The sequence below is a fragment of the Aureimonas sp. AU40 genome (genome assembly GCF_001463785.1).
GTDB lineage: Bacteria > Pseudomonadota > Alphaproteobacteria > Rhizobiales > Rhizobiaceae > Aureimonas.
The window spans coordinates 14,744-33,909 of the sequence record NZ_BBWL01000026.1; the positions used below are offsets into that span (position 1 = coordinate 14,744).

18 protein-coding genes, 1 other RNA gene and 1 other annotated feature are annotated in these 19,166 nt (G+C 67.9%); of the genes, 8 read left to right on the plus strand and 11 right to left on the minus strand.

What is annotated here, in order from left to right:
* Position 1 precedes the first annotated feature (1 nt).
* Complete coding sequence (locus tag AUL32_RS08255; RefSeq protein WP_062113613.1) at positions 2-496, plus strand: DUF3429 domain-containing protein; 495 nt, start codon at positions 2-4, stop codon at positions 494-496.
* 4 nt (positions 497-500) lie between these two features.
* Here AUL32_RS08255 and pdeM read toward each other — a convergent pair whose 3' ends face one another.
* Positions 501-1,217 carry a ligase-associated DNA damage response endonuclease PdeM gene (gene pdeM, locus AUL32_RS08260; RefSeq protein ID WP_062113663.1) on the minus strand — a complete coding sequence of 239 codons (717 nt, stop codon included), beginning with the start codon at positions 1,215-1,217 and terminating at the stop codon, positions 501-503.
* A gap of 129 nt (positions 1,218-1,346) precedes the next feature.
* Positions 1,347-1,400: a sequence feature (sul1 is cis-regulatory element that is thought to sense ions involved in sulfur or methionine metabolism; They are found in Alphaproteobacteria), on the plus strand.
* 80 nt (positions 1,401-1,480) lie between these two features.
* On the opposite strand from pdeM, the gene AUL32_RS08265 reads away from it, so the two are divergent.
* Positions 1,481-2,965, plus strand: a complete 1,485-nt coding sequence (locus AUL32_RS08265) for a SulP family inorganic anion transporter (protein ID WP_062113665.1) — start codon at positions 1,481-1,483, stop codon at positions 2,963-2,965.
* Between the two features lie 97 nt (positions 2,966-3,062).
* Complete coding sequence (locus AUL32_RS08270) at positions 3,063-4,250, plus strand: HPP family protein (RefSeq protein WP_062113667.1); 1,188 nt, start codon at positions 3,063-3,065, stop codon at positions 4,248-4,250.
* Here the strand turns inward: AUL32_RS08270 and AUL32_RS08275 are convergent.
* The 4 genes from AUL32_RS08275 to AUL32_RS08290 form a co-directional block, all read right to left on the minus strand.
* Positions 4,219-6,771: a ligase-associated DNA damage response DEXH box helicase gene (locus AUL32_RS08275; RefSeq protein ID WP_062113616.1), complete on the minus strand. Its 2,553-nt coding sequence runs from the start codon at positions 6,769-6,771 to the stop codon at positions 4,219-4,221. The two genes, AUL32_RS08270 and AUL32_RS08275, sit on opposite strands and share 32 nt — an antisense overlap.
* 168 nt (positions 6,772-6,939) lie before the next feature.
* Positions 6,940-7,269, minus strand: a complete 330-nt coding sequence (locus AUL32_RS08280; protein ID WP_156421373.1) for a hypothetical protein — start codon at positions 7,267-7,269, stop codon at positions 6,940-6,942.
* Positions 7,270-7,489: 220 nt separating this feature from the next.
* Positions 7,490-8,125, minus strand: coding sequence for a YitT family protein (locus AUL32_RS08285; protein WP_062113670.1), 636 nt, complete (start codon positions 8,123-8,125; stop codon positions 7,490-7,492).
* Between the two features lie 514 nt (positions 8,126-8,639).
* Positions 8,640-9,557: a class I SAM-dependent DNA methyltransferase gene (locus AUL32_RS08290; protein WP_244497730.1), complete on the minus strand. Its 918-nt coding sequence runs from the start codon at positions 9,555-9,557 to the stop codon at positions 8,640-8,642.
* Between the two features lie 222 nt (positions 9,558-9,779).
* Here AUL32_RS08290 and AUL32_RS08295 point away from each other — a divergent pair, with 222 nt between their 5' ends.
* Positions 9,780-10,811 (plus strand): ligase-associated DNA damage response exonuclease, encoded by a 1,032-nt coding sequence (locus AUL32_RS08295; protein WP_062113621.1) that lies wholly within the window; start codon positions 9,780-9,782, stop codon positions 10,809-10,811.
* A 21-nt stretch (positions 10,812-10,832) separates the two neighbouring features.
* On the opposite strand, the gene AUL32_RS08300 is transcribed toward AUL32_RS08295, so the two are convergent.
* The 5 genes from AUL32_RS08300 to gap all read right to left on the minus strand — a co-directional run bounded on the left by AUL32_RS08300 (position 10,833) and on the right by gap (position 16,482).
* Entirely contained in the window at positions 10,833-12,650 is a 1,818-nt protein-coding gene (locus tag AUL32_RS08300; protein WP_062113624.1) for a glucan ABC transporter ATP-binding protein/ permease, read from the minus strand.
* Between the two features lie 259 nt (positions 12,651-12,909).
* Positions 12,910-13,635 (minus strand): SGNH/GDSL hydrolase family protein, encoded by a 726-nt coding sequence (locus AUL32_RS08305; RefSeq protein ID WP_061976742.1) that lies wholly within the window; start codon positions 13,633-13,635, stop codon positions 12,910-12,912.
* A 28-nt stretch (positions 13,636-13,663) separates the two neighbouring features.
* Positions 13,664-14,857 carry a phosphoglycerate kinase gene (locus AUL32_RS08310; protein WP_062113626.1) on the minus strand — a complete coding sequence of 398 codons (1,194 nt, stop codon included), beginning with the start codon at positions 14,855-14,857 and terminating at the stop codon, positions 13,664-13,666.
* A 45-nt stretch (positions 14,858-14,902) separates the two neighbouring features.
* Positions 14,903-15,463, minus strand: a complete 561-nt coding sequence (locus AUL32_RS08315) for a putative glycolipid-binding domain-containing protein (protein ID WP_062113628.1) — start codon at positions 15,461-15,463, stop codon at positions 14,903-14,905.
* Positions 15,464-15,468: 5 nt separating this feature from the next.
* On the minus strand, positions 15,469-16,482 hold the full coding sequence (gene gap / locus AUL32_RS08320) for a type I glyceraldehyde-3-phosphate dehydrogenase (protein WP_061976739.1): 1,014 nt from the start codon (positions 16,480-16,482) through the stop codon (positions 15,469-15,471).
* A gap of 437 nt (positions 16,483-16,919) precedes the next feature.
* Between gap and AUL32_RS08325 the strand changes: the two genes are divergently transcribed.
* From AUL32_RS08325 to ssrS, 4 genes are all read left to right on the plus strand, one after another.
* Positions 16,920-17,201 carry a DUF4164 domain-containing protein gene (locus tag AUL32_RS08325; RefSeq protein ID WP_061976738.1) on the plus strand — a complete coding sequence of 94 codons (282 nt, stop codon included), beginning with the start codon at positions 16,920-16,922 and terminating at the stop codon, positions 17,199-17,201.
* Positions 17,202-17,247: 46 nt separating this feature from the next.
* Positions 17,248-17,601, plus strand: coding sequence for a cell division protein ZapA (locus AUL32_RS08330; protein ID WP_061976737.1), 354 nt, complete (start codon positions 17,248-17,250; stop codon positions 17,599-17,601).
* Positions 17,598-18,233: a 5,6-dimethylbenzimidazole synthase gene (gene bluB / locus AUL32_RS08335; protein ID WP_062113630.1), complete on the plus strand. Its 636-nt coding sequence runs from the start codon at positions 17,598-17,600 to the stop codon at positions 18,231-18,233. The genes AUL32_RS08330 and bluB overlap by 4 nt, the downstream gene beginning before the upstream one ends.
* Positions 18,234-18,313: 80 nt before the next feature.
* A non-coding RNA gene (gene ssrS / locus AUL32_RS08340) (6S RNA) lies at positions 18,314-18,472 on the plus strand.
* Between the two features lie 98 nt (positions 18,473-18,570).
* On the opposite strand, the gene AUL32_RS25090 is transcribed toward ssrS, so the two are convergent.
* Positions 18,571-19,005, minus strand: coding sequence for a hypothetical protein (locus AUL32_RS25090; protein ID WP_062113633.1), 435 nt, complete (start codon positions 19,003-19,005; stop codon positions 18,571-18,573).
* Between the last annotated feature and the right edge of the window lie 161 nt (positions 19,006-19,166).

The window sequence follows — 19,166 nt, forward strand, 5'->3', positions numbered from 1 at the left end:
AATGCAGAACACCGCTCACGGCGCGCCGACGCGCAGCCGCGCCGACCAATTCGTTCGCGCCGCCTGGATCCTGGGCGTCGGCGGCCTCGTGCCCTTCGTCGTGGGAACGCTGCTGATCGCCACCTATTCGGAGATCGCGGACCCGTCCTATCTCTGGCTCGCCGTTTCGGCCTGGGCGGCGGTGATCCTGTCGTTCCTCGGCGGGGCGCGTTGGGGCGCGGCGCTGAACGAGACCGCACGCAAGAGCCCGACCACGCTGGCCCTTTCGGTCGTGCCCTCGTTGGCCGCCTGGGTTCTGGTGCAGGTGCCTCAGCCCTGGAGCTTCGTGGGATTTGCCGTCGCCTTCAGCGTGCAGGGCGTCTGGGACTACACCGCGACGCGCGAAGGGCGCATCGAGGCGCCCTGGTATGCGCAGCTGCGCCTCGTGCTCACCGCCGTCGTCGTGCTCTGCATGGTCGCCGTCGCCTTCGCCACCAACCAGCCGGTGGCGCTCTAAACGGCTAGACCGAGAGGGCGTGGAACGGGATCGGATAGATTCGGGCCACGCCGATCACATAGGCCTTCGCCCGATCCGGGGCGAAGAGCCCCTGGAACGCCCGGTCCAGCACGTTGAGCCCGCCCGTGGTGACGCCGAACGAGGGCATCACCATGCGCGAGCCGTCGCTGGCAAAGCACGCGCCGCGCACCGAGCGGCCCCGGCCCGACACGCGCGCCACGGGGTGAAGATGCCCGGCGATCTCGCCGGCTCGCGCAAAAGGCGAAGGTTCATGGCGCAGGGTCCAGGGACCTACCACGATCTCTTCCGCCGTTTCGCCGCCGAGGCCCGTCGGGGGTTCCGGGTCGTGATTGCCTGAAATCCAGGTCCAGCGCCGTCCGGCCATGACCGCGCCCAGCCGCTCGCGCGAGGCCTCCGGCATCAGCGCCGCGCCGTGCCGATCGTGGAAACTGTCGCCCAGCGCCACGACATGCACGGGCCGGTGGCGCGCGACGGCCGTCTCTAGGAGCGCCAGCGTGGCTTGCGTGTCGTAGGGCGGCAGCATCATGCCGCGCCGGGCGAAGGCCGCGCCTTTTTCCAGATGCAGGTCCGACACGATCAGGAGCCCGTGCTCGGGCGCGAAGACGACCCCGCTCGGATCGCAGACGAGCCGACCGCCGTTCAGGACGGTTTCGACCCCTTCGCCGTCCGCCTGCCGAAAGCGCCGGTCGACCATATTCATGCGCAGGCTCATTTACCGTCTGTTCACAACCTGTTCCCTTTCGAATCCAAATCCGTGGCGAAGGCAAGGCGGTGCGACGATTGCGCGAGCCTTGATTCCCGCTGGCGATTGAGGCAGGAACGAGGGGCACAAGGACTTGGGGCTCCCAAGTGGCTATGCCGGGCGCCTATCCCTCGGCCAATCCAGACGACGTTGAAAATGTGATGCGACCGCCGGAGCCCGCTCGGGCTTTGCGGGACGTCGTCGAGATTTCGTTGTTTCCTATGTTCTCCACACGCAATTGGCAGGCCGAATGGTTCGGCAATGTCCGCGGCGATCTGCTGTCTGGGCTGGTCGTCGCCTTGGCCCTCATCCCCGAGGCCATCGCCTTTTCCATCATCGCCGGGGTCGATCCGAAGGTCGGCCTCTACGCTTCCTTTTCCATCGCCGTCCTGATCTCGATCTTCGGCGGCCGGCCCGGCATGATCTCGGCGGCCACCGCCGCGACCGCCGTTCTCATGGTCACGCTCGTGCGCGACCATGGGCTGCAATATCTCTTCGCCGCCACGATCCTGGCGGGCCTGATCCAGATCGCGGCGGGCTTCTGCCGGCTGGGCGATCTCATGCGCTTCGTCTCGCGCTCGGTGATGACCGGCTTCGTCAACGCGTTGGCGATCCTCATCTTTCTCGCGCAGATGCCCGAGCTGATCGGCGTGCCGGGCATGACCTACGTGCTCTGTGCGGCCGCGCTCGCCATCATCTATCTCTTCCCCCGCATCACGAAGGCGATCCCCTCGCCACTGGTCGCGATCGTCGCGATCACCGCCGTCGCGCTCGCCTTCGGCATCGATGTGCGCACGGTGGGCGATATGGGCCAGCTGCCCTCCAGCCTGCCGGTCTTCCTCCTGCCGGACGTGCCCTTCAACTTCGAGACGCTTCGCATCATCGCGCCCTATTCGGTGGGCATCGCGCTGGTCGGCCTCCTGGAATCGCTGATGACCGCGCAGGTCGTCGACGATCTCACCGACACGGGCTCCGACAAGAACCGAGAGTGCGTCGGCCAGGGCATTGCCAACGCCGTCACCGGCTGTTTCGGCGGCATGGCCGGCTGCGCCATGATCGGCCAGAGCGGCATCAACATCCGCTCAGGCGGGCGCGGGCGCCTGTCCTGCTTCTTCGCGGGCGTCGCGCTCCTGTTCCTGATCGTGGTGCTGGGAGACTGGGTCGCCGTGATCCCCATGCCGGCGCTGGTCGCCATCATGATCATGGTCTCGATCGGCACGTTCGACTGGGGCTCGCTGAAAAGCCTGGTCACCCATCCGCGCCGCTCCTCCGTGGTCATGCTGGCGACGGTGGTGATCGTGGTCTGGACGCACAATCTGGCGCTCGGAGTCTTCGCTGGCGTTCTCCTTTCGGGCCTCTTCTTCGCCTCCAAGATCGCGCAGATCTTCCGCGTGACCTCGGAGCTGTCGCCGGATGGGCGGACCCGCACCTACCGCGTCGAGGGGCAGGTCTTCTTCGCCTCGGCCGATCGCTTCGTGTCGAGCTTCGACCTGCGGGAGGATCTCAGCCGCGTCGTGATCGACGTGACCCACGCCCATATTTGGGACCTGACCGGCGTCGGCGCGCTGGACAAGGTGGTGCTGCGCTTTCGCAAGAAGGGCGTGGAGGTCGAGACCATCGGCCTCAACGAGGCTTCGCGCACGATGGTCGACAAGCTGACGATCCAGAACCGGGCCGACGCGCTGGAGCTGACCTCGGGGCACTGACCTCCCGGCAGGACCCGCGCGGCCCGCCCAGGCGGGTCCTGCCACGCATGCCAAGACTCTTGGCGGACCCGAGCCTCCCGATGATATGGGGAAGGCCATGCACCGCCTTCTCGCTCTCCTTCCCGCGTCGCCGCCCGTCAGTGCCAAGGAGCGGCTCCGCTCTGCCGCCGGCGCGCTGATCGGCATTCTCGTGACCGGCCTCGTCTGCCGTCTCGCGCTCGGCGGGACGAGCGCGCTGCCGGTGCTGATCGCGCCCATGGGCGCCTCTGCCGTCTTGCTCTTCGCCGTGCCGGCGAGCCCGCTCGCCCAGCCCTGGTCGCTGGTCGGGGGCAATCTCGTGTCATCGCTGGTCGGCGTCAGCGCGGCGCTCCTCGTGCCCGATCCGTTTCTCGCGGCCGCGCTGGCCATCGGCGTGGCCATCGCCCTGATGATGAGCCTTCGCTGCCTTCATCCGCCGAGCGGCGCCGTGGCGCTGACGGCGGTGCTGGGCGGGGAGGCCGTCCGCAACCTCGGCTACGGGTTCGTGCTCTGGCCGGTGCTCGCCAATTCGCTCTTGATGCTGCTGGTCGCCGTCCTGTTCAACCGGATGGCGGGGCGCGCCTATCCGCACCGGCCGCTTTCAGCCGCGCCGAGCCGCAACACGGCCGACAAGCCGGCGCCCGAGCGCGTCGGCTTCACCTCGGAGGATCTCGACGCCGTGCTGGCCGAATACGACCAGCTTCTCGACGTCGATCGCGGCGATCTCGAAACCATTCTGCGGCAGGCCGAAATCCGCTCCTATCGCCGCCGCTCCGGCCTCATGCGCTGCGCCGCGATCATGTCGCGCGACGTCGTCGCCATCGCGCCCGACGCTGCGATCGCCGAGGCGCTGGTGCTTCTGCGCTCGCATCACATCAAGGTTCTGCCCGTCACCACGGACGACGCGCGGGTGGTCGGCATCGTCACCCAGACCGATCTCCTGGACAAGCCGAGCTGGGGCGCGCGCGGCCCGCGCCTCGGCTTCCGCCATCGCCTCCATCTGACGCTGAGCCGCGGCCGGGCGCCGAACGGCAGCATCGCCGACATCATGACCACGCCCGTGCGCACCGCCGGGCCGGACGCGCTTTTGGCGGACGTCGTGCGCCTCATGGCCGCGACGGGCCTGCACCACATCCCGATTGTGGAACCCGACGGCCGCCTCGCCGGCATCGTCTCGCAATCCGACCTGATCGTCGCGATCCTGGCGGAAGCGGCCTCGGTCGAGCGGCGCACGCTCAGTTCAGATAGTTCGAGCGGAAATCCGTGACCTCGCTGAGCGCCTTGATGATCAGCTCTTCCTCCATGGCCTCGGCCAGGAGGTCGTCGCGCGCCTCGCCCTCGATCCGCTCACGGCCGGCTTCCAGCATGATCGGCACGGCGAGAGGGGAAATCTCTTCGAGATTCTTGTGCAGGATGTGGCGCTTGATGCGGGCGAGAAGGTCCGAAACGCGGCGCACGTCGAGAAGGCCGGTCGCCGCGTCCGCCCAGGTGGCGCGCAGGAGGATATGGTCCGGCTCGTGGGCGCGCAGCACGTCGTAGACGAGGTCGGACGACACCGTCATCTGCCGCCCGGTCTTCTCGCGGCCCGGCTGGTTTTTCATCACGAGGCCGCTGATGATGGCGCATTGGCGGAAGGTCCGTTTGAGCAGCCAGGAATCGGCCATCCAGGCTTCCAGATCGTCGCCCAGCATGTCCTCGTCGAACAGCTCGTCCAGCGACAGGCGCCCGTCGGCGATCATCGCGCCCATGTCGGCCCGGCCCCAGATCGACAGCGCGTAGTCGGTGGCGACGAAGCCGAGCGGCTTGGCGCGCGCGCGATCCAATCGGCGGGTCAGCAGCATGCCGAGCGTCTGGTGCGCCAGCCGCCCTTCGAACGGGTATGCCACGAGAAAGAAACGGTTGCCGTTCGGAAAGGTCTCGATCAGGAGATCGTTCGGCCCGGGAATGGCGGATTTGCGTTTCTGGATGGCAAGCCATTCGCCGACCTGGGAGGGCAGGCTGCCCCATTTCGCCGGGTCGGCCAGCATCTCGCGCACCTTCTCGGCGAGAAAGGTGGTGAGCGGAAACTTCTGGCCGCCGTAATAGGGCACCTTCGCCTCGTCGTCCTGCGTCTTGGTGACGAGGCATTCCATCTCGTGGATGCCTTCGAAGCGCAGGACCTGACCCGAGAAGAGAAACGTGTCGCCGGTGGCCAGCGTCTCCAGAAAGTTCTCCTCGATCTTGCCGAGCACCGGTCCGCCGCGCGCCATGCCCGAGCGCGTCTTGGCGCGGATGAGGCGCACGAGCAGTGATTCCGACTCGATGATCGTGCCCGCATTCATCCGATAGGCCTGCGCGACGGACGGGTGCGTGATCCGCCATGTCCCGTCCTCGGTCAGGCGGATCTTGGCATAGCGCTCGTAGACGCGCAGCGCGTAGCCACCGGTCGCGACGAAATCCACCACGCGGTCGAAGGTCTCGCGGTCGAGATCGCGATAGGGCAGGGCGCCGGTCACTTCGCGGTGGAGATCGTCGGCGCGGAAGGGCGCAGCAACGGCCATGCCGAGCACATGCTGGGCGAGCACGTCGAGACAGCCCTCGCGCATCGGCGGCGAATCCTGATCGCCGAGATAATTGGCGTCGAGCGCGGCCTGACACTCCATGACCTCGAACCGGTTGGCCGGAACGAGGATCGCCTTGGAGGCCTCGTCCATCCGATGGTTCGCCCGGCCGATGCGCTGGGCAAGGCGCGAGGCGCCCTTGGGCGCGCCGACATGCACGACCAGATCGACATCGCCCCAGTCGATGCCGAGATCGAGCGTCGAGGTGGCGACCACGGCGCGAAGTTCGTTGGCCGCCATGGCCGCTTCCACGCGGCGGCGTTGCGTCACGTCGAGCGAGCCGTGATGCAGAGCGATCGGCAGCGTGTCGTCGTTGATGCGCCAGAGCTCCTGAAACAGAAGCTCGGCCTGGCTGCGCGTGTTGACGAAGAGCAGCGTCGTGCGATGCGCCTTTATCGCCTCGTAGATTTCCGGCATGGCGTAGCGCGCCATGTGCCCCTGCCAGGGCACGCGCGCCTGCGACTTCAAAATGGTGATCTCCGGGGTCACGCCGCCGTCGACGGTGACGAGATCGGCCATGGGGCAGGTGCCGGGCGCCTGCGCCACCAGCCACTCGCGCAGCTCGTCCGGGTTGGACACGGTGGCCGAGAGGCCGACGGTGCGAAGCTCCGGCCGCAGCTTGCGCAAGCGCGAGAGGCCCAGCGCCAGGAGATGGCCACGCTTGGAGGCGACGAGCGAATGCAGCTCGTCGAAGATCACGGTCGTGAGGTCGGAGAAGAAGATCTCCGCGTCGGGGCTGGCGATCAGGAGCGCCAGCTGCTCGGGCGTGGTGAGCAGAATGTCGGGCGGCTTCAGCTTCTGGCGCTGGCGCTTGGACTGCGAGGTGTCGCCGGTGCGCGCTTCCATGCTGATGGAAAGGCCCATCTCCTCGACGGGCTTTTCGAGGTTGCGGCGAATATCTGTCGCTAGCGCCTTCAGCGGCGAGATGTAGAGCGTATGGACGCCCGGCGGCTTGCGGCCGGGAACGCGCTTCGGCCGTCGCGACAGGTCCACCAGCGAGGGCAGGAAGCCGGCCAGCGTCTTGCCCGCGCCGGTTGGCGCGATGAGCAGCACCGAAGCGCCCCGCTCGGCCCGCGCGAGAAGGTCGAGCTGGTGCGGACGCGGGCTCCAGCCCTTGCCCGCGAACCAGTCGGCGAAGCGGGAGGGAAGGGTCGGGATCGGCGGGGGAGAGGCGAGCGCGGAGTTCACGCTCGTCTATCTAGAGCATTTCCAGGCAAAGCGGATACGCTTTGCCGCGGGATAATGCGGCAAAATCAAAAACCTTGGAGCCTATCCGGTGAACCCTGGTTCATCGGATGGTCTCGAAGGTCGGTATCCCTATCCGAGAAGGGCGGGCCTCCCGGCCTTCGTTGAGGACTATCTCACCACGTTGATGTCGATCTTGGTGTCGTCCACGCCGTTCACGGGGTAGGACTGACGCAGTTTCACGCGATCGGGGCCGACATAGCCCTTGTCGGGCGTGTAGTAGGTCACGGTTCCCATGACCTTTTGGGTCCTGCACTTGGCGCGCCGCGTGTTGGGAAACAGCTTCTCGGTCACGATCGAGACCTGCCCATGCGCCGGGCCTTCGAGAACGCGAACCTTGGGAAGGCCCTGGGACGAGCAGTCGTTATCGACGGACCAGTTCCGGCGGATCTGGGTGCGCTCCCCCGACACCACGGTTACCTGCGATCGATTGGTCTTCACGCCGTCCGCGCCGGTTGTGACGCAGCCCGAAAGCGGGAGGGACAGAATAGATGCTGAAAGAATGGCAATCTTATAATTCACATCGGCCCCTCGGACAGTCGAGCGCGTCTTTCGGCTCGCTTCTGCTGAGGGATTGGCATTCGAGAGAAAGATTCGTCAATGAGAGGAGTCTTAAGCTTCTGTAAGCCTGCTCGATTTTATTTGCAATGATGACGATCCACTAGCTGGCGAGATAGCGATCCGCGCGATGATTGATGGCGAGGAAGAGATTGAGGATCAGCGCACCAAGGACGGAGTAGAAGACCGCGAGCGGCGGGACGGCGAGGAAGGCCGTGACCAGCACGAGAAGATCGACGCCAAGCTGCGTCAGCCCCGCGCGCCAGCCGAACCGATCCTGCAGATAGATGGCGAGAATGCCGACGCCGCCCGCCGAGGAGCGGTGGCGGAACAGGGCAAGCAGGCCGAAGCCGATCAGAAGCCCTCCGAGACACGCGCCGAGCAGCGGCTGAACATTGGCGAAGCGAACGAAATCACCGCTGAAGGCCGTCATGACTGACAGAAGTGCGACGGCGAAGGCCGTCTTGACCGTGAAGGCTCGGCCCATGCGCCCGACCGCGAGCCCGTAGAAGGGCAGGTTGAGCGCGAAGAAGACGAGGCCGAAATTCCACCCGGTGAGATAATGGATCACGAAGGCGAGGCCCGCCATGCCGCCGGTGAGAAAGCCGAGATGGCCCAGCAGCGCAATGCCGAAGGCGGTCAGCATGACGCCCGCGACGATGCCGAGCCCGTCTTCCCAGGGGCTGTGCCGCGTGGCCGTGGCGGCCCAGTTGCCGAAGCGATGGGCGCGGCGCACCAACGCTTCCTCCTGACGCTCGGTCTCTCCGTCCGCCGGCTGTTCGACCGATGCGCTCACGCCTTGCCGCTCCAATGGATGTGTCTTTGAGGCAGGCTAAGAGCCTCTAACAGAACCTCTGGGCGGAGGATGGTCGAGGGCTTTTTGTCGGAGACGAGAAGCGAAGCGCAGTCGATGCCGGCGGCATCGGCGAGCATTCGCGACAAAGTCCCCGACGAAAAGATCCGACCAGCCGACCCCATGAGGTTTTGTTAGAGGTTCTAACGGCTGGCGCGCTCGCGCACAAAGCCCGCCCGCGCATGGCGGCCATGCGCTTTAGAGACTGTTTGACAACTCGGTCGGGTCGGTCCGCCGGCGCTTTTCCGACGCCGCCCCAGGGTGAGACACTTGTCTCGCCCGCCCGCATGGACCGTTGCCAATCCTTGCCGATGCGCCCTCGCATCGACTGCGTTTGGCGCCTCGCGAGCGTCGAAAAACCACTCGACGGCCCTCCGCCGCCGAGTTGTCAAACGGTCTCTTAGCGCTTCATCGCGACGAGCAAGGCGCCGCGCACCGGCTCGCCCCGGTCGCGCCGCAGCTCCTCGCGCCGCTCCGACAGGAGCGTGAAGCCGGCCTCAGCGAGGCCTGCCGCCAGCCAAGCGGGGGCGTGGGCGTAGCGCAGGGATGGGCGCAGGGCGTAGCCGCCCTCCGTGCCGTCGTCCGCCTCCACCGAAAAGGCGAAAAGACCGCCGGGCGCCAGAAGCTTGGCCGCGCGGGCGAAGACGGGCGCGAGATCGCCGAGATAGGTGAGAACGTCGGCGGCGGTCAGGAGGTCGTAGAGGAGGCGGTCCGGCGCCTCGGCAAGCGCTACGTCGCCTTCCGCCAGATGGTCGTAGATCCGCTTGCGGCGCGCCTTGTCCAGCATGCCCGGCGACAGGTCGACGCCGTGCAGCGTCTCAGTGACGGGGCGCAGCCGCTCACCCATCAGCCCCGTGCCGCAGCCGAGATCCAGCGCGCGACCGAAGCGGAGCGAGGGGCTTTGCGCCATCAAGGCCTCGAACAGGAGGTCGGGCACGCGGTAGCCGAGGCGCTGCACCAGCGCGGTCTCGAACCCTTCGGCATATTGGTCGAACAAGCCGGCGACGAAGGCCGGGGGCGGGGCCTCCGGCACGGGCGCGGCGCCGAGGGCCGCGAGCTTCAGCCCGGCGCCGTAGGGATCGGCCGCATCCTCGGCCAGCGCCGCGCGGTAGAGCCGCAAGGCTTCCTCCCGCTCGCCCGTTTCCTCCAGAAAGGCGCCGAGGCGCATCCGGCCGAGCGTCCAGCCGGGCGCGAGCTCCACGGCCTGGCGCATCAGGTCGGCGGCGGCGACATAGTCGCGCGCGCCGGCATAGGATTCGGCATAGTCGGCGCGCCGGTCGGCCAGCGGGTTGCCGGAGCGGTGGGTGTCGTGGGGCAAGGGGCATGTTCCCGGCAGGAGCGCCCGCTTATCGGGCGCGGCCTCTCCCCGCGCAAGCGGATTTTCGGGCCTGCCGACGCCTCCGTTCGATGCAGGGCGTATCGAGTGGGGCCATCCGAAACGGAGCGGCGGGGGCGCAGCGGCCGGGCACCCCCGCGCCAACTCGCGGCGGCCGACATCCCGGCGCTACCGCTGGGAGCCCGAGCGCCTATCTCTTCGCCCATGGCCCGTTTCGAAGACCTGCTTCGCCCGACGCCGAACGGGCTCTACTGCTCGCCCGGCGACTTCTATATCGACCCCGTGCGCCCCGTGGCGCGCGCGCTCATCACCCATGGGCATGCCGACCATGCTCGCTCGGGGCACGAGCATGTGCTGGCGACGCGCCGGACGCTCGCCATCATGGCGCTGCGCTACGGCGAGGATTTCGCCGGGGCGCGGCAGGAGGCGCCCTGGGGCGAGGTGCTCCGCGTGAACGGCGTCGCCGTATCCTTCCACCCCGCCGGCCATGTCCTAGGCTCGGCGCAGATCCTGGTGGAATGGGAGGGCATGCGCATCGTCGCGTCCGGCGACTACAAGCGGCGGGAAGACCCGACCGCCGAGCCCTTCGAGCCGGTGCCCTGCGATGTCTTCATCACCGAGGCGACCTTCGCCCTGCCGGTCTTCCGCCACCCCGACTCGCGCGGCGAGGTGCGCAAGCTCATCGCCTCCACGCGCCAGTTTCCCGAGCGCGCCCATCTCGTCGGCGCCTATGCGCTGGGCAAGGCGCAGCGGGTCATCCGCATGCTGCGCGAGGAAGGATACCGCGAGCCGATCTACATCCACGGCGCGCTGAAGAAGCTCTGCGACTTCTACGAGAGCGAGGGGATCGACCTCGGCGAGCTGAGGCCCGCTACGATCGCGCGCGCCAAGAGCGACGAGGGCGCGGCCAAGGCCGAGTTCGCCGGCGCCATCGTTGTCGGGCCGCCCTCGGCCTTCGCCGACAAATGGGCGCGGCGCTTTCCCGACCCGGTGGCTTGCTTCGCGTCGGGCTGGATGCGGGTGCGCGGCCGGGCGCGCCAGCGCGGCGTCGAGCTGCCCCTCATCCTGTCGGACCATTGCGACTGGGACGAGCTGATCGAGACCATCGCCGAGATCGCGCCGCAGGAGGTCTGGGTCACGCATGGGCGCGAGGAGGCGCTGGTGCGCTGGTGCTCGCTGCGCGGCGTGCGCGCCCGCCCGCTCCATCTCGTCGGCTACGAGGACGAGGGAGACTGACGCCTTCCTCGCCTCGGGCGTCTACTCCGCCGCTTCCATGAAACCCTCGCCGTCGCCCGCCGGCGCGTTATCCTGCGTCAGCGTTTCGGGCAGGGGGCGGCGGAGCGAGGAGACGCCGGCATCGCGCGCGAGGCCCGCGAAGACGCCGCCCTGCGCCACCAGCTCGTCGAAGGTTCCGGTCTCGACGATCGCGCCATTGTCGAGCACGATGATCCGGTCGGCCGAGCGAATGGTCGACAGGCGATGGGCGATGACGAAGGTCGTGCGCCCGGCGCGTAACCGCTCCAGCGCCGATTGGAGGCGCGTTTCCGTCGCGGTGTCGAGCGCCGAGGTCGCCTCGTCGAGGATCAGGATCGGCGCGTCCTTCAGAAGCGCGCGGGCGATGGCGAGGCGCTGGCGCTCGCCGCCCGACAGGCCGGCGCCGCGCTCGCCCACCATGGCGGAGAAGCCATCCTCCTTGCGCTGGATGAAGTCGAAGGCGCCGGCGAGCTTGGCCGCCTCCTCGATCTCGCCCATCGAGGCCTCTGGCCGGCCGATCGCGATGTTCTCGCGGATCGTGCGGCTGAACAGGCCCGCCTCCTGGAACACGACGCCGATCGAGCCGCGCAGCGAATTCAGCGTGACATGGCGGATATCCTGCCCGTCGATCGTGATGCGGCCTTTTTCCGGATCGTAGGCGCGCTGAAGAAGCGCCAGCGCGGTGGACTTGCCCGAGCCCGTCGGGCCGACGATCGCCACCGTCTCGCCGGGCGCGGCCTCGAAATCGAGCCCGCGCACCGCACCCGAGCCTTCGGGGTAGCGAAACTGGACATTCTCGAAGCGCACGCGGCCTTCGGTGATCTTGAGCGGCTGCGCGTCGGTGAACTCGATGACGTCGGTGCGCTCGCGCAGGACGGCGAAGAACTGCACCAGCATGGGTGCGCGGGTGAAGAGGCCCATGAGGAAGCCGGTGAGCTGATCGAGCCGGCCGATCAAAAGCGTCGCGAAGCCGACGAAGGAGACGATCTCGCCCACGGTGGAGAGACCGCGCGAGGCGAGCCAGGCGCCATAGGCGAAGATGGCGACGATCGAGATCGAGGAGGCGCCGCGCGTCAGCACCGCCATGACAGCCCACCAGTTGAGCACGGGATATTGCGCCGACAGGATGCGGTCGAGCGAGGAGCGGACGGAGTGGATCTCCTTGGGCACCGCCAGGAAGCTCTGGAGCATCGGTACGTTGCCGAAGAGCTCGCCCACCGTGCCGGAGACCTGCGTGAAGTGGTCCTCGACCTCGCTCTGGCCGCCCGAGGTGCGGCGCACCACGGCGAGATTGACCAGCGTGTAGACCACGATCAGCAGCCCGAGCAGCGCGGCGAGGCGCCAGTTCATCCAGAAGGCCACGGGCAGGAGAACAGTCAGCGCGACGACATTGCCGATCTGCTCGCGAAACAGCGGCAGCCAGAAGCCGAACAGTGTGTCGACGCCCGAAATCATCACCCGCATCAGGCGGCCGGACTGTGAGCGCGAATGGAACGAGGCCGGCAGCGCCAGGACATGCTCCAGAAAGGTCGCCATGGCCGCGAGGCGGCGGCGATGCATGAGCCGGTCGGCGAGCAGCGAGATCACCATGGCCGACAGGAAGGACACGAAACTCGCCGCGCCCCAGAGGAGCACGAGCGACAGCGCGCCACCGCCGGAGAGAAGCGCGTTGATCGCATGGCCGAACAGAACCGGCTCGGCGACCTGAATGCCCGCGACGGCGATGCCGGCGAGGACGATGCCCAACGCCCGGCCGCGCTCCGGGCGCAGAAGGGCGAGAGCCTTGGAATAGGCGGAAAAAGACTGGGACAGGGCCGACATGGCGATGCATCCAAGGTCGCGGGCGATCCGTCTGGGGATCGGGGCTGAAGCGTGCGGCGCGGCTTTTGATCGCCGGAGCTTCGACAATTCGCGACTTGCGAGTCTTGAAACCGCGAGGGGCTGCGCTAGCAGCTCTCCTAAGGGAGGGATGCGGCGCAAATCTTGCCGCAATCCATCGCACTCGATGAAGTTTTCTTAACCTATGTTGCGAAAGACCCGCTTCCTGTGATGGGCGCGACGGGACGGCTCGGACAGCCTCTCAGGCCTCGGCCCGCTCGCCCAGGCAATAGGTCGCCAGATGCCCCGCGACATAAGCATGGCCCTCGGCGGAGGCGTGGAACCCGTCGCGCGAGAAGCCGAGCGGTTCGACGCGCGGCAGGGTCGTGGCGGGCACCGCGCCGCGCTCCAGACAAAGGCGCGTGCCGATGCGGCGCAGGATGCGGCCGCGCAGTTCCAGAACCAGCGCCAACCCGCGCGGCAGGGCGGGCACCCGCAGCATGTCCACCGGCTGCGACCAGACGATGCGCGCTTCCGGCCAGCGGGCACGCAGGGCGTAGAGAAGCGTTCCGAAGGCGCGCTTGAAGCGCCGGCCGGAATGGAAGTTCTTGATGTCGTTGGTGCCGATCGACAGGACGATATGGGTGAAGCTGTCATAGGGCAGAAGCGGCACGACATAGTCGCGCACCTCGGCCGAGACGGCGGAGTTGGAGCCCGCCGCGCGCCAAGCGACGACGCGGCCCGTCAGCGCGTAGAGGCGCTCGGCCAAGCGCGGGGCGAGGCTTTCCTCCACCCGCTCGACGCCGACGCCGGCCGCCGAGGAATCACCGATCACCAGAAGCCGAATGCTTGGTGCATCGTCGCCGGGGCCGACCAGCCCGTGTTGCGGGCCGGCGGCGGGGGGCATCCGCTCGATGCGGCGGCGGATGCCGATGCCCTGCCAGATGTAGACCGGCAGGAGCAGCCAGGAGAGCAGCGTGTCCGTCACGGATGAAACCCTCCTTCGGTCGTGATCGTCAGGCCTTCAAGGCCTCGACGCCGGGCAGGGCCTTGCCTTCCATCCATTCCAGGAAGGCGCCGCCGGCGGTCGAGACATAGGTGAAGCGCTCGGCGACGCCGGCCTGGTTCAGCGCGGCCACCGTGTCGCCGCCGCCCGCCACCGAGACGAGCTTGCCGGCCTCGGTCTGGTCGGCCGCAAAGCGCGCGGCCGCCATGGTGGCGCGGTCGAAGGGCTCGATCTCGAAGGCGCCGAGCGGGCCGTTCCAGACCAGCGTCTTGGACTTCTCGATCCAGCGTTTGATCTCTTCGACGCTGGCCGGGCCGACATCGAGGATCATCGCGTCGGCCGGAACGGAGGCGACGGCGACCGTCTCGTTCGCCGCATTGGCCTTGAACTCGCGCGCCACCACGGCGTCGGTCGGCAAAAGGATGGTGCAGTTCGCCGTCTTGGCCTTTTCGAGGATCTGCCGGGCCGTGTCGGCGAGATCGTGCTCGCAGAGCGACTTGCCGACATCGATCCCCTGCGCGGCGAGGAACGTGTTGGCCATGCCGCCGCCGATCACGAGGCAGTCCACCTTGGCGACGAGGTTCTGCAGGAGGTCGATCTTGGTCGAGACCTTGGCGCCGCCGACGATCGCGATCACCGGCTTTTCCGGGTTGCCGAGGCCCTTTTCCAGCGCCTCCAGCTCGGCCTGCATCGTCCGCCCGCAATAGGACGGCAGGTGATGGGCGAGCCCTTCGGTCGAGGCATGGGCGCGGTGCGCGGCCGAGAAGGCGTCGTTGACGTATACGTCGCCAAGGCTCGCCAGTTCGGCAACGAAAGCCTCGTCGTTCTTCTCTTCACCGGCATGGAAGCGGGTGTTTTCCAGAAGCAGGACGTCGCCGTCCTTCATGTTGGCGACGATGCCGTCCGCCACCGGGCCGACGCAATCCTCGGCAAAGCCCACGGGGCGGCCGAGCTTTTCCGAAAGGACGGGGGCGATGGGGCCGAGCGACTGCTCGGGATCGACCTTGCCCTTGGGGCGGCCGAAATGGGCCAGGAGAAGGACGCGCCCGCCCTTGTCGGAGATCTCGCGGATCGTCGGCAGGATGCGCTCGATGCGCGTCGCGTCGCTCACCCGCCCGTCCTTCATGGGAACGTTGAGGTCCACCCGCACGAGAACGCGCTTACCCTGGAGGTCGGCTTGGTCGAGCGTCTTGAACAGCGTCATCTCATGGCTCCGTCGGAAGGGGCGCCGCGAAAGGCGCCCGGCGCCTCAAAGGCGTTTGAACAGGGTGGGATAGTCTGTGACGAGGCCGTCCTCGTCCACCGGCAGGTCGGCCGCAAAGGTCCGGTCCACCGCCTCGTAGCGGAAGAGGCGCGGCGCCAGCCGGGTGTAGCGCTGCGCGTCCACCACGGGCTCGAACGTGTCGAACGGCACATAGACCATGCGCAGCTCGGCCGGCACGGCAAGGGCCTCGCCGAGGCGGCGGATCGGCAGCGTGTTGGTGAAGGGCGTGCCGGCGAGATCGATGTCGAGGCAGCCGTGAAGATCGGCGCGCTCTGTGCCATCCGTGCTTACCCAGCGACCGGGCCGATCCTGTATGAGCGTCAGGTGGTCGCCATGCGCGGCGACGATCTCGAACCGCTCGACATGCCAGAGCGTGTCGAGCCGGATTTCGTAGGAAACGCCATAGGCGCGTCCGCCCCGCTCGCCGATCACGACGGAGCGGGCGACGACGCCGTCCGGCGTCGCCGTCAGATGCAGGTGCTCCAGCCCCGGCCCGGAAACGGGCGCCCAGCGGACGTCGCGCGCGGAGAGGGGCTGGAAGCTCATCGGGTTCAGCCCGCCTTGTGCATGGCGATGGCGGTGTCCGACATGCGGTTGGAGAAGCCCCACTCGTTGTCGTACCAGGACAGGATGCGCACGAAGGTGCCGTCCATGACCTTGGTCTGGTCCATCGCGAAGACCGAGGAATGCGGGTCGTGGTTGAAGTCGTGCGACACGTTCGGGTCGAGCGTGTAGCCGAGAATGCCCTTCAGCGGGCCGTCGGCGGCGACGCGGATCGCCTCCTGCACTTCCTGGATGGAGGTGGCGCGCTTGGCGACGAACTTGAAGTCCACCACCGAGACGTTGGGCGTCGGCACGCGGATCGACGAGCCGTCGAGCTTGCCCTTGAGCTCGGGAAGCACGAGGCCGAGCGCCTTGGCGGCGCCGGTCGAGGTCGGGATCATCGACAGGGCGGCGGCGCGCGCCCGGTAGAGATCCTTATGCATCGTGTCGAGCGTCGGCTGGTCGCCCGTGTAGGAGTGGATCGTCGTCATGAAGCCGGTTTCGATGCCGATCGTCTCATGCAGCACCTTGGCGACCGGCGCCAGGCAGTTGGTCGTGCACGAGGCGTTGGAGACGATCTTGTCGGCGGCCGTCAGCGTGTCGTGGTTGACGCCGTAGACGACGGTCTTCTCGTCGGCCGCGTTGGTCAGCGGGCCGGAGATCAGCACCTTCTTGGCGCCGGCTTCCAGATGGGCCGAGGCCTTGCCGGGATCGGTGAAGATGCCCGTGCATTCGAAGGCGATGTCGATGCCCATCTCGCCCCAGGGCAGGTTCTTGGGGTCGCGCTCGGCGGTGACGCGCATCGGCCCGCGGCCGACGTCGATCGTGTTGCCGTCGACCTTCACCGTTCCGGGGAAGCGGCCATGGACCGAATCGTAGCGGATCAGGTGGGCGTTGGTCTCCACCGGGCCGAGATCGTTGATCGCGACGACCTCGATGTCGGTGCGGCCCGATTCCACGATGGCGCGAAGCACGTTGCGGCCGATGCGGCCGAATCCGTTGATGGCGACACGTACTGCCATGGTCTTCCTTTCCTGGAGGGCGAGGCCGCCGGGCCTCGACCGAATTCGCCGGCGCCAGGGGAGCGGCGGCGGGCTGCGATGGCATGGCGCCGGCAGGGCGCCGGGCGAAGAGGGATCAGGAGAAGGCGGCGCCCTTCGCTCCCAAGGCGCGCGTCGCACGCAGGCGGCGCGGGGCCGGGCGCGAGGGGGAAGCGGGCCTCTGGGCGAAAGGCATGGGTCGAACGTCCTCCCGGATGCGCCTTGCGAGTGACACTCGGCGCCTGTCGCGCGCACTCATCATAGGTTCTTCGCGCCTGTCAATCATCGCGGCGCGAAGCTCCGGCGTGGAAAAGCTTTTCACGCCCTTGCGTTCCCGTTAAAGCGGGTGGGTGGCCTTCCGAGCTCTGGCGTTCGGCCGGGCCGCCGATGTCTCGAAGGGTGAGGGAAAAGGGGTTTTCATGCCGGACGCGGGCCCGCTGACCGACGCGACGAATCGCCTTCAAGCGGCTCTCGAGCGTTTGGAGCGTGCGGTGGAGAGGCGCGTCTCGCGTGACCACATCGTCGTTTCCGCCGAGGAGGAGGTGCAGCGCATGACGGCCGACCGCTCCCGCCTCGCCACCGAACTGGACGCGGCGCTGACGCGCGCTTCGCGCCTCGACGCGGCCAATCGCGAAGTGTCGCGTCGCCTCGTGAACGCCATGGAGACGATCCGCGACGTCCTGGCGCAGCGCCGGGGCTAGCGCCTCGCCCTCCGCCCCGACGCCGCCGAACCTCTGAAAGACCGCCATGCCCCAGATCGTCGTTTCCATCGATGGCAAGACCTACCGGATGGCCTGCGCCGACGGCGAGGAAGAGCACCTGACCGGCCTCGCCGCCGATCTCGACGGGCGGATCAACGAGTTGCGCGGCTCGTTCGGCGAGATCGGCGATCTGCGCATCACCGTCATGGCCGCCATCATGGTGAGCGACGAACTCTCCGAACAGCGCCGGCGCGTCGCCGAACTGGAGGCGGAACTCGCCCGCGCCGGCTCGGCGGGCGATCTGGCCGCGACAGTGGGCGACCAACGCCTGATCGAGCATCTGCTGGGCGTCAGCGACATCGTGGAGCGGATCGCGGAGCGGCTGGAGACCGGCCGCTGACACCGCAGTTCAACGCCGCCTTTCGCGCCGAACTGCGGACCCTTTTCGAATGGCGGCGCGACGTCAGGCACTTTCGTCGCGACGCGCTGCCGGAGGGGACGCTGGAACGTCTCCTGGAAACCGCGTCGCTCGCCCCTTCCGTCGGCCTCAGCGAACCCTGGCGCTTCGTTCTGGTGAGCGATCCCGCGCGCCGCGCCGCGATCCGCGCCGGTTTCGTCCGGCAGAACGCACTCGCGACTGAGAAGCAGGCGGGAGAGCGCGCGGCGCTCTATGCCCGGCTGAAGCTGGAGGGAATGGAGGCGGCGCCGGTTCAGTTCGCGCTCTTCGCCGATCCCGACCCCGCGCAAGGGCATGGGCTCGGCCGGCGCTCCATGCCGGAAACGGCGGCCTACAGCGCGGTGCTCGCCGCCCATACGCTCTGGCTCGCGGCCCGAGCGGAGGGGCTGGGCCTTGGCTGGGTGTCGATCCTCGACCCCGCCGAGGTAACAGGCATTCTGGACGTTCCGGCCGGCTGGCACTTCATCGGCTATTTCTGCCTGGGCTATCCCGAAGCGTCGGCCGCCAGCCCCGAACTGGAGCGCGCCGGCTGGGAGCGGCGACGGACGCCGATAAGCAAATTGGTTTATCGCTGAGGGCTGCAAATGCTTGAGGGCCGAAATGCTTGCGCGCCGACCTCTGGCGCTCAAGCTCGCGAGGGCCTATATTCGGTCTCGGCGGGCTGCGCGGTTCGACAGGGATAACTTATTCCCCGGGGCCTTACTCATCCCTTAGGGAGCTGTCCCTGCTGCGGTCCGTGGACTGTGGCACACGGCGCCCACCTACTTTGTAGGTTCCCGGGATCAACCTTCTCATCGGCCGAGGTGGCTCGCCACTATCCTCCCCTCATCGATGGTCCGCCCTCGGGGGCGAAGACCGGAGCGGCTCTGCGCCGCCCCGAGCCTCACGAGCCTCGCCTTGCCGGCGAAGAGTTCAGTTGGCCTGATATTGCTCCAGAATCGACGCCAGCAGCGTGTTCGCCGTGTCCGACGAACTCGTGCCGCCTTGCGTCTGCGCGCCGTCGCCCTGGCCCGGCGCACCACCGGCGGGCGGCTTGCCGCCGGGAGGCGGAGCACCCGGAGGAGGCCCACCGGCCGGAGGCGGTCCGCCCGCGCCATGGCCCTGCGCCGCGCCAGGGGCGCTTTCAGCGCCATCAAGCGATAGATTGGTCAGGAGGCTGGTCAGCTTGGCGGTGGCCGAGGCCTCCGTGCTGCTGTCAGCCGCGTCTTCGTCGCTGCCCGTGCTTTGCGCCGCTGCCAGTTCCGCCGCGCTGACGACGCCGTCGCCGTTGGTGTCGAGGGCCGAAACGCTCTTCACCAGCGAGGTCGCGGCCTGGGATGTCGAGGATAGGGATGAGATGGATGTCATGCGATCTCCGTTGGAGTTCCGAGGAACCCTTCCGGTGTCACGCCGCTCGCTTGCGCGGAGATCGCCACACGCCCTCCACTGGATTTCAAATTGTATCAATGGGTTGCGGTGGATTGCCGAGAGAAGAATGCCCGTCGTTTTGCCCGTCCGCCGAAGCTGCT

What these genes read in the sequence shown, in the direction of transcription:
- AUL32_RS08295 (WP_062113621.1), top strand. Translation starts at nt 9,780, where the DNA reads ATGGCCCGTTTCGAAGACCTGCTTCGCCCGACGCCGAACGGGCTCTAC.
- AUL32_RS08300 (WP_062113624.1), bottom strand. Translation starts at nt 12,650, where the DNA reads ATGTCGGCCCTGTCCCAGTCTTTTTCCGCCTATTCCAAGGCTCTCGCC.
- AUL32_RS08255 (WP_062113613.1), top strand. Translation starts at nt 2, where the DNA reads ATGCAGAACACCGCTCACGGCGCGCCGACGCGCAGCCGCGCCGACCAA.
- AUL32_RS08325 (WP_061976738.1), top strand. Translation starts at nt 16,920, where the DNA reads ATGCCGGACGCGGGCCCGCTGACCGACGCGACGAATCGCCTTCAAGCG.
- AUL32_RS08315 (WP_062113628.1), bottom strand. Translation starts at nt 15,463, where the DNA reads ATGAGCTTCCAGCCCCTCTCCGCGCGCGACGTCCGCTGGGCGCCCGTT.
- gap (WP_061976739.1), bottom strand. Translation starts at nt 16,482, where the DNA reads ATGGCAGTACGTGTCGCCATCAACGGATTCGGCCGCATCGGCCGCAAC.
- AUL32_RS08265 (WP_062113665.1), top strand. Translation starts at nt 1,481, where the DNA reads ATGTTCTCCACACGCAATTGGCAGGCCGAATGGTTCGGCAATGTCCGC.
- AUL32_RS08310 (WP_062113626.1), bottom strand. Translation starts at nt 14,857, where the DNA reads ATGACGCTGTTCAAGACGCTCGACCAAGCCGACCTCCAGGGTAAGCGC.
- AUL32_RS08330 (WP_061976737.1), top strand. Translation starts at nt 17,248, where the DNA reads ATGCCCCAGATCGTCGTTTCCATCGATGGCAAGACCTACCGGATGGCC.
- pdeM (WP_062113663.1), bottom strand. Translation starts at nt 1,217, where the DNA reads ATGAATATGGTCGACCGGCGCTTTCGGCAGGCGGACGGCGAAGGGGTC.
- AUL32_RS08270 (WP_062113667.1), top strand. Translation starts at nt 3,063, where the DNA reads ATGCACCGCCTTCTCGCTCTCCTTCCCGCGTCGCCGCCCGTCAGTGCC.
- AUL32_RS25090 (WP_062113633.1), bottom strand. Translation starts at nt 19,005, where the DNA reads ATGACATCCATCTCATCCCTATCCTCGACATCCCAGGCCGCGACCTCG.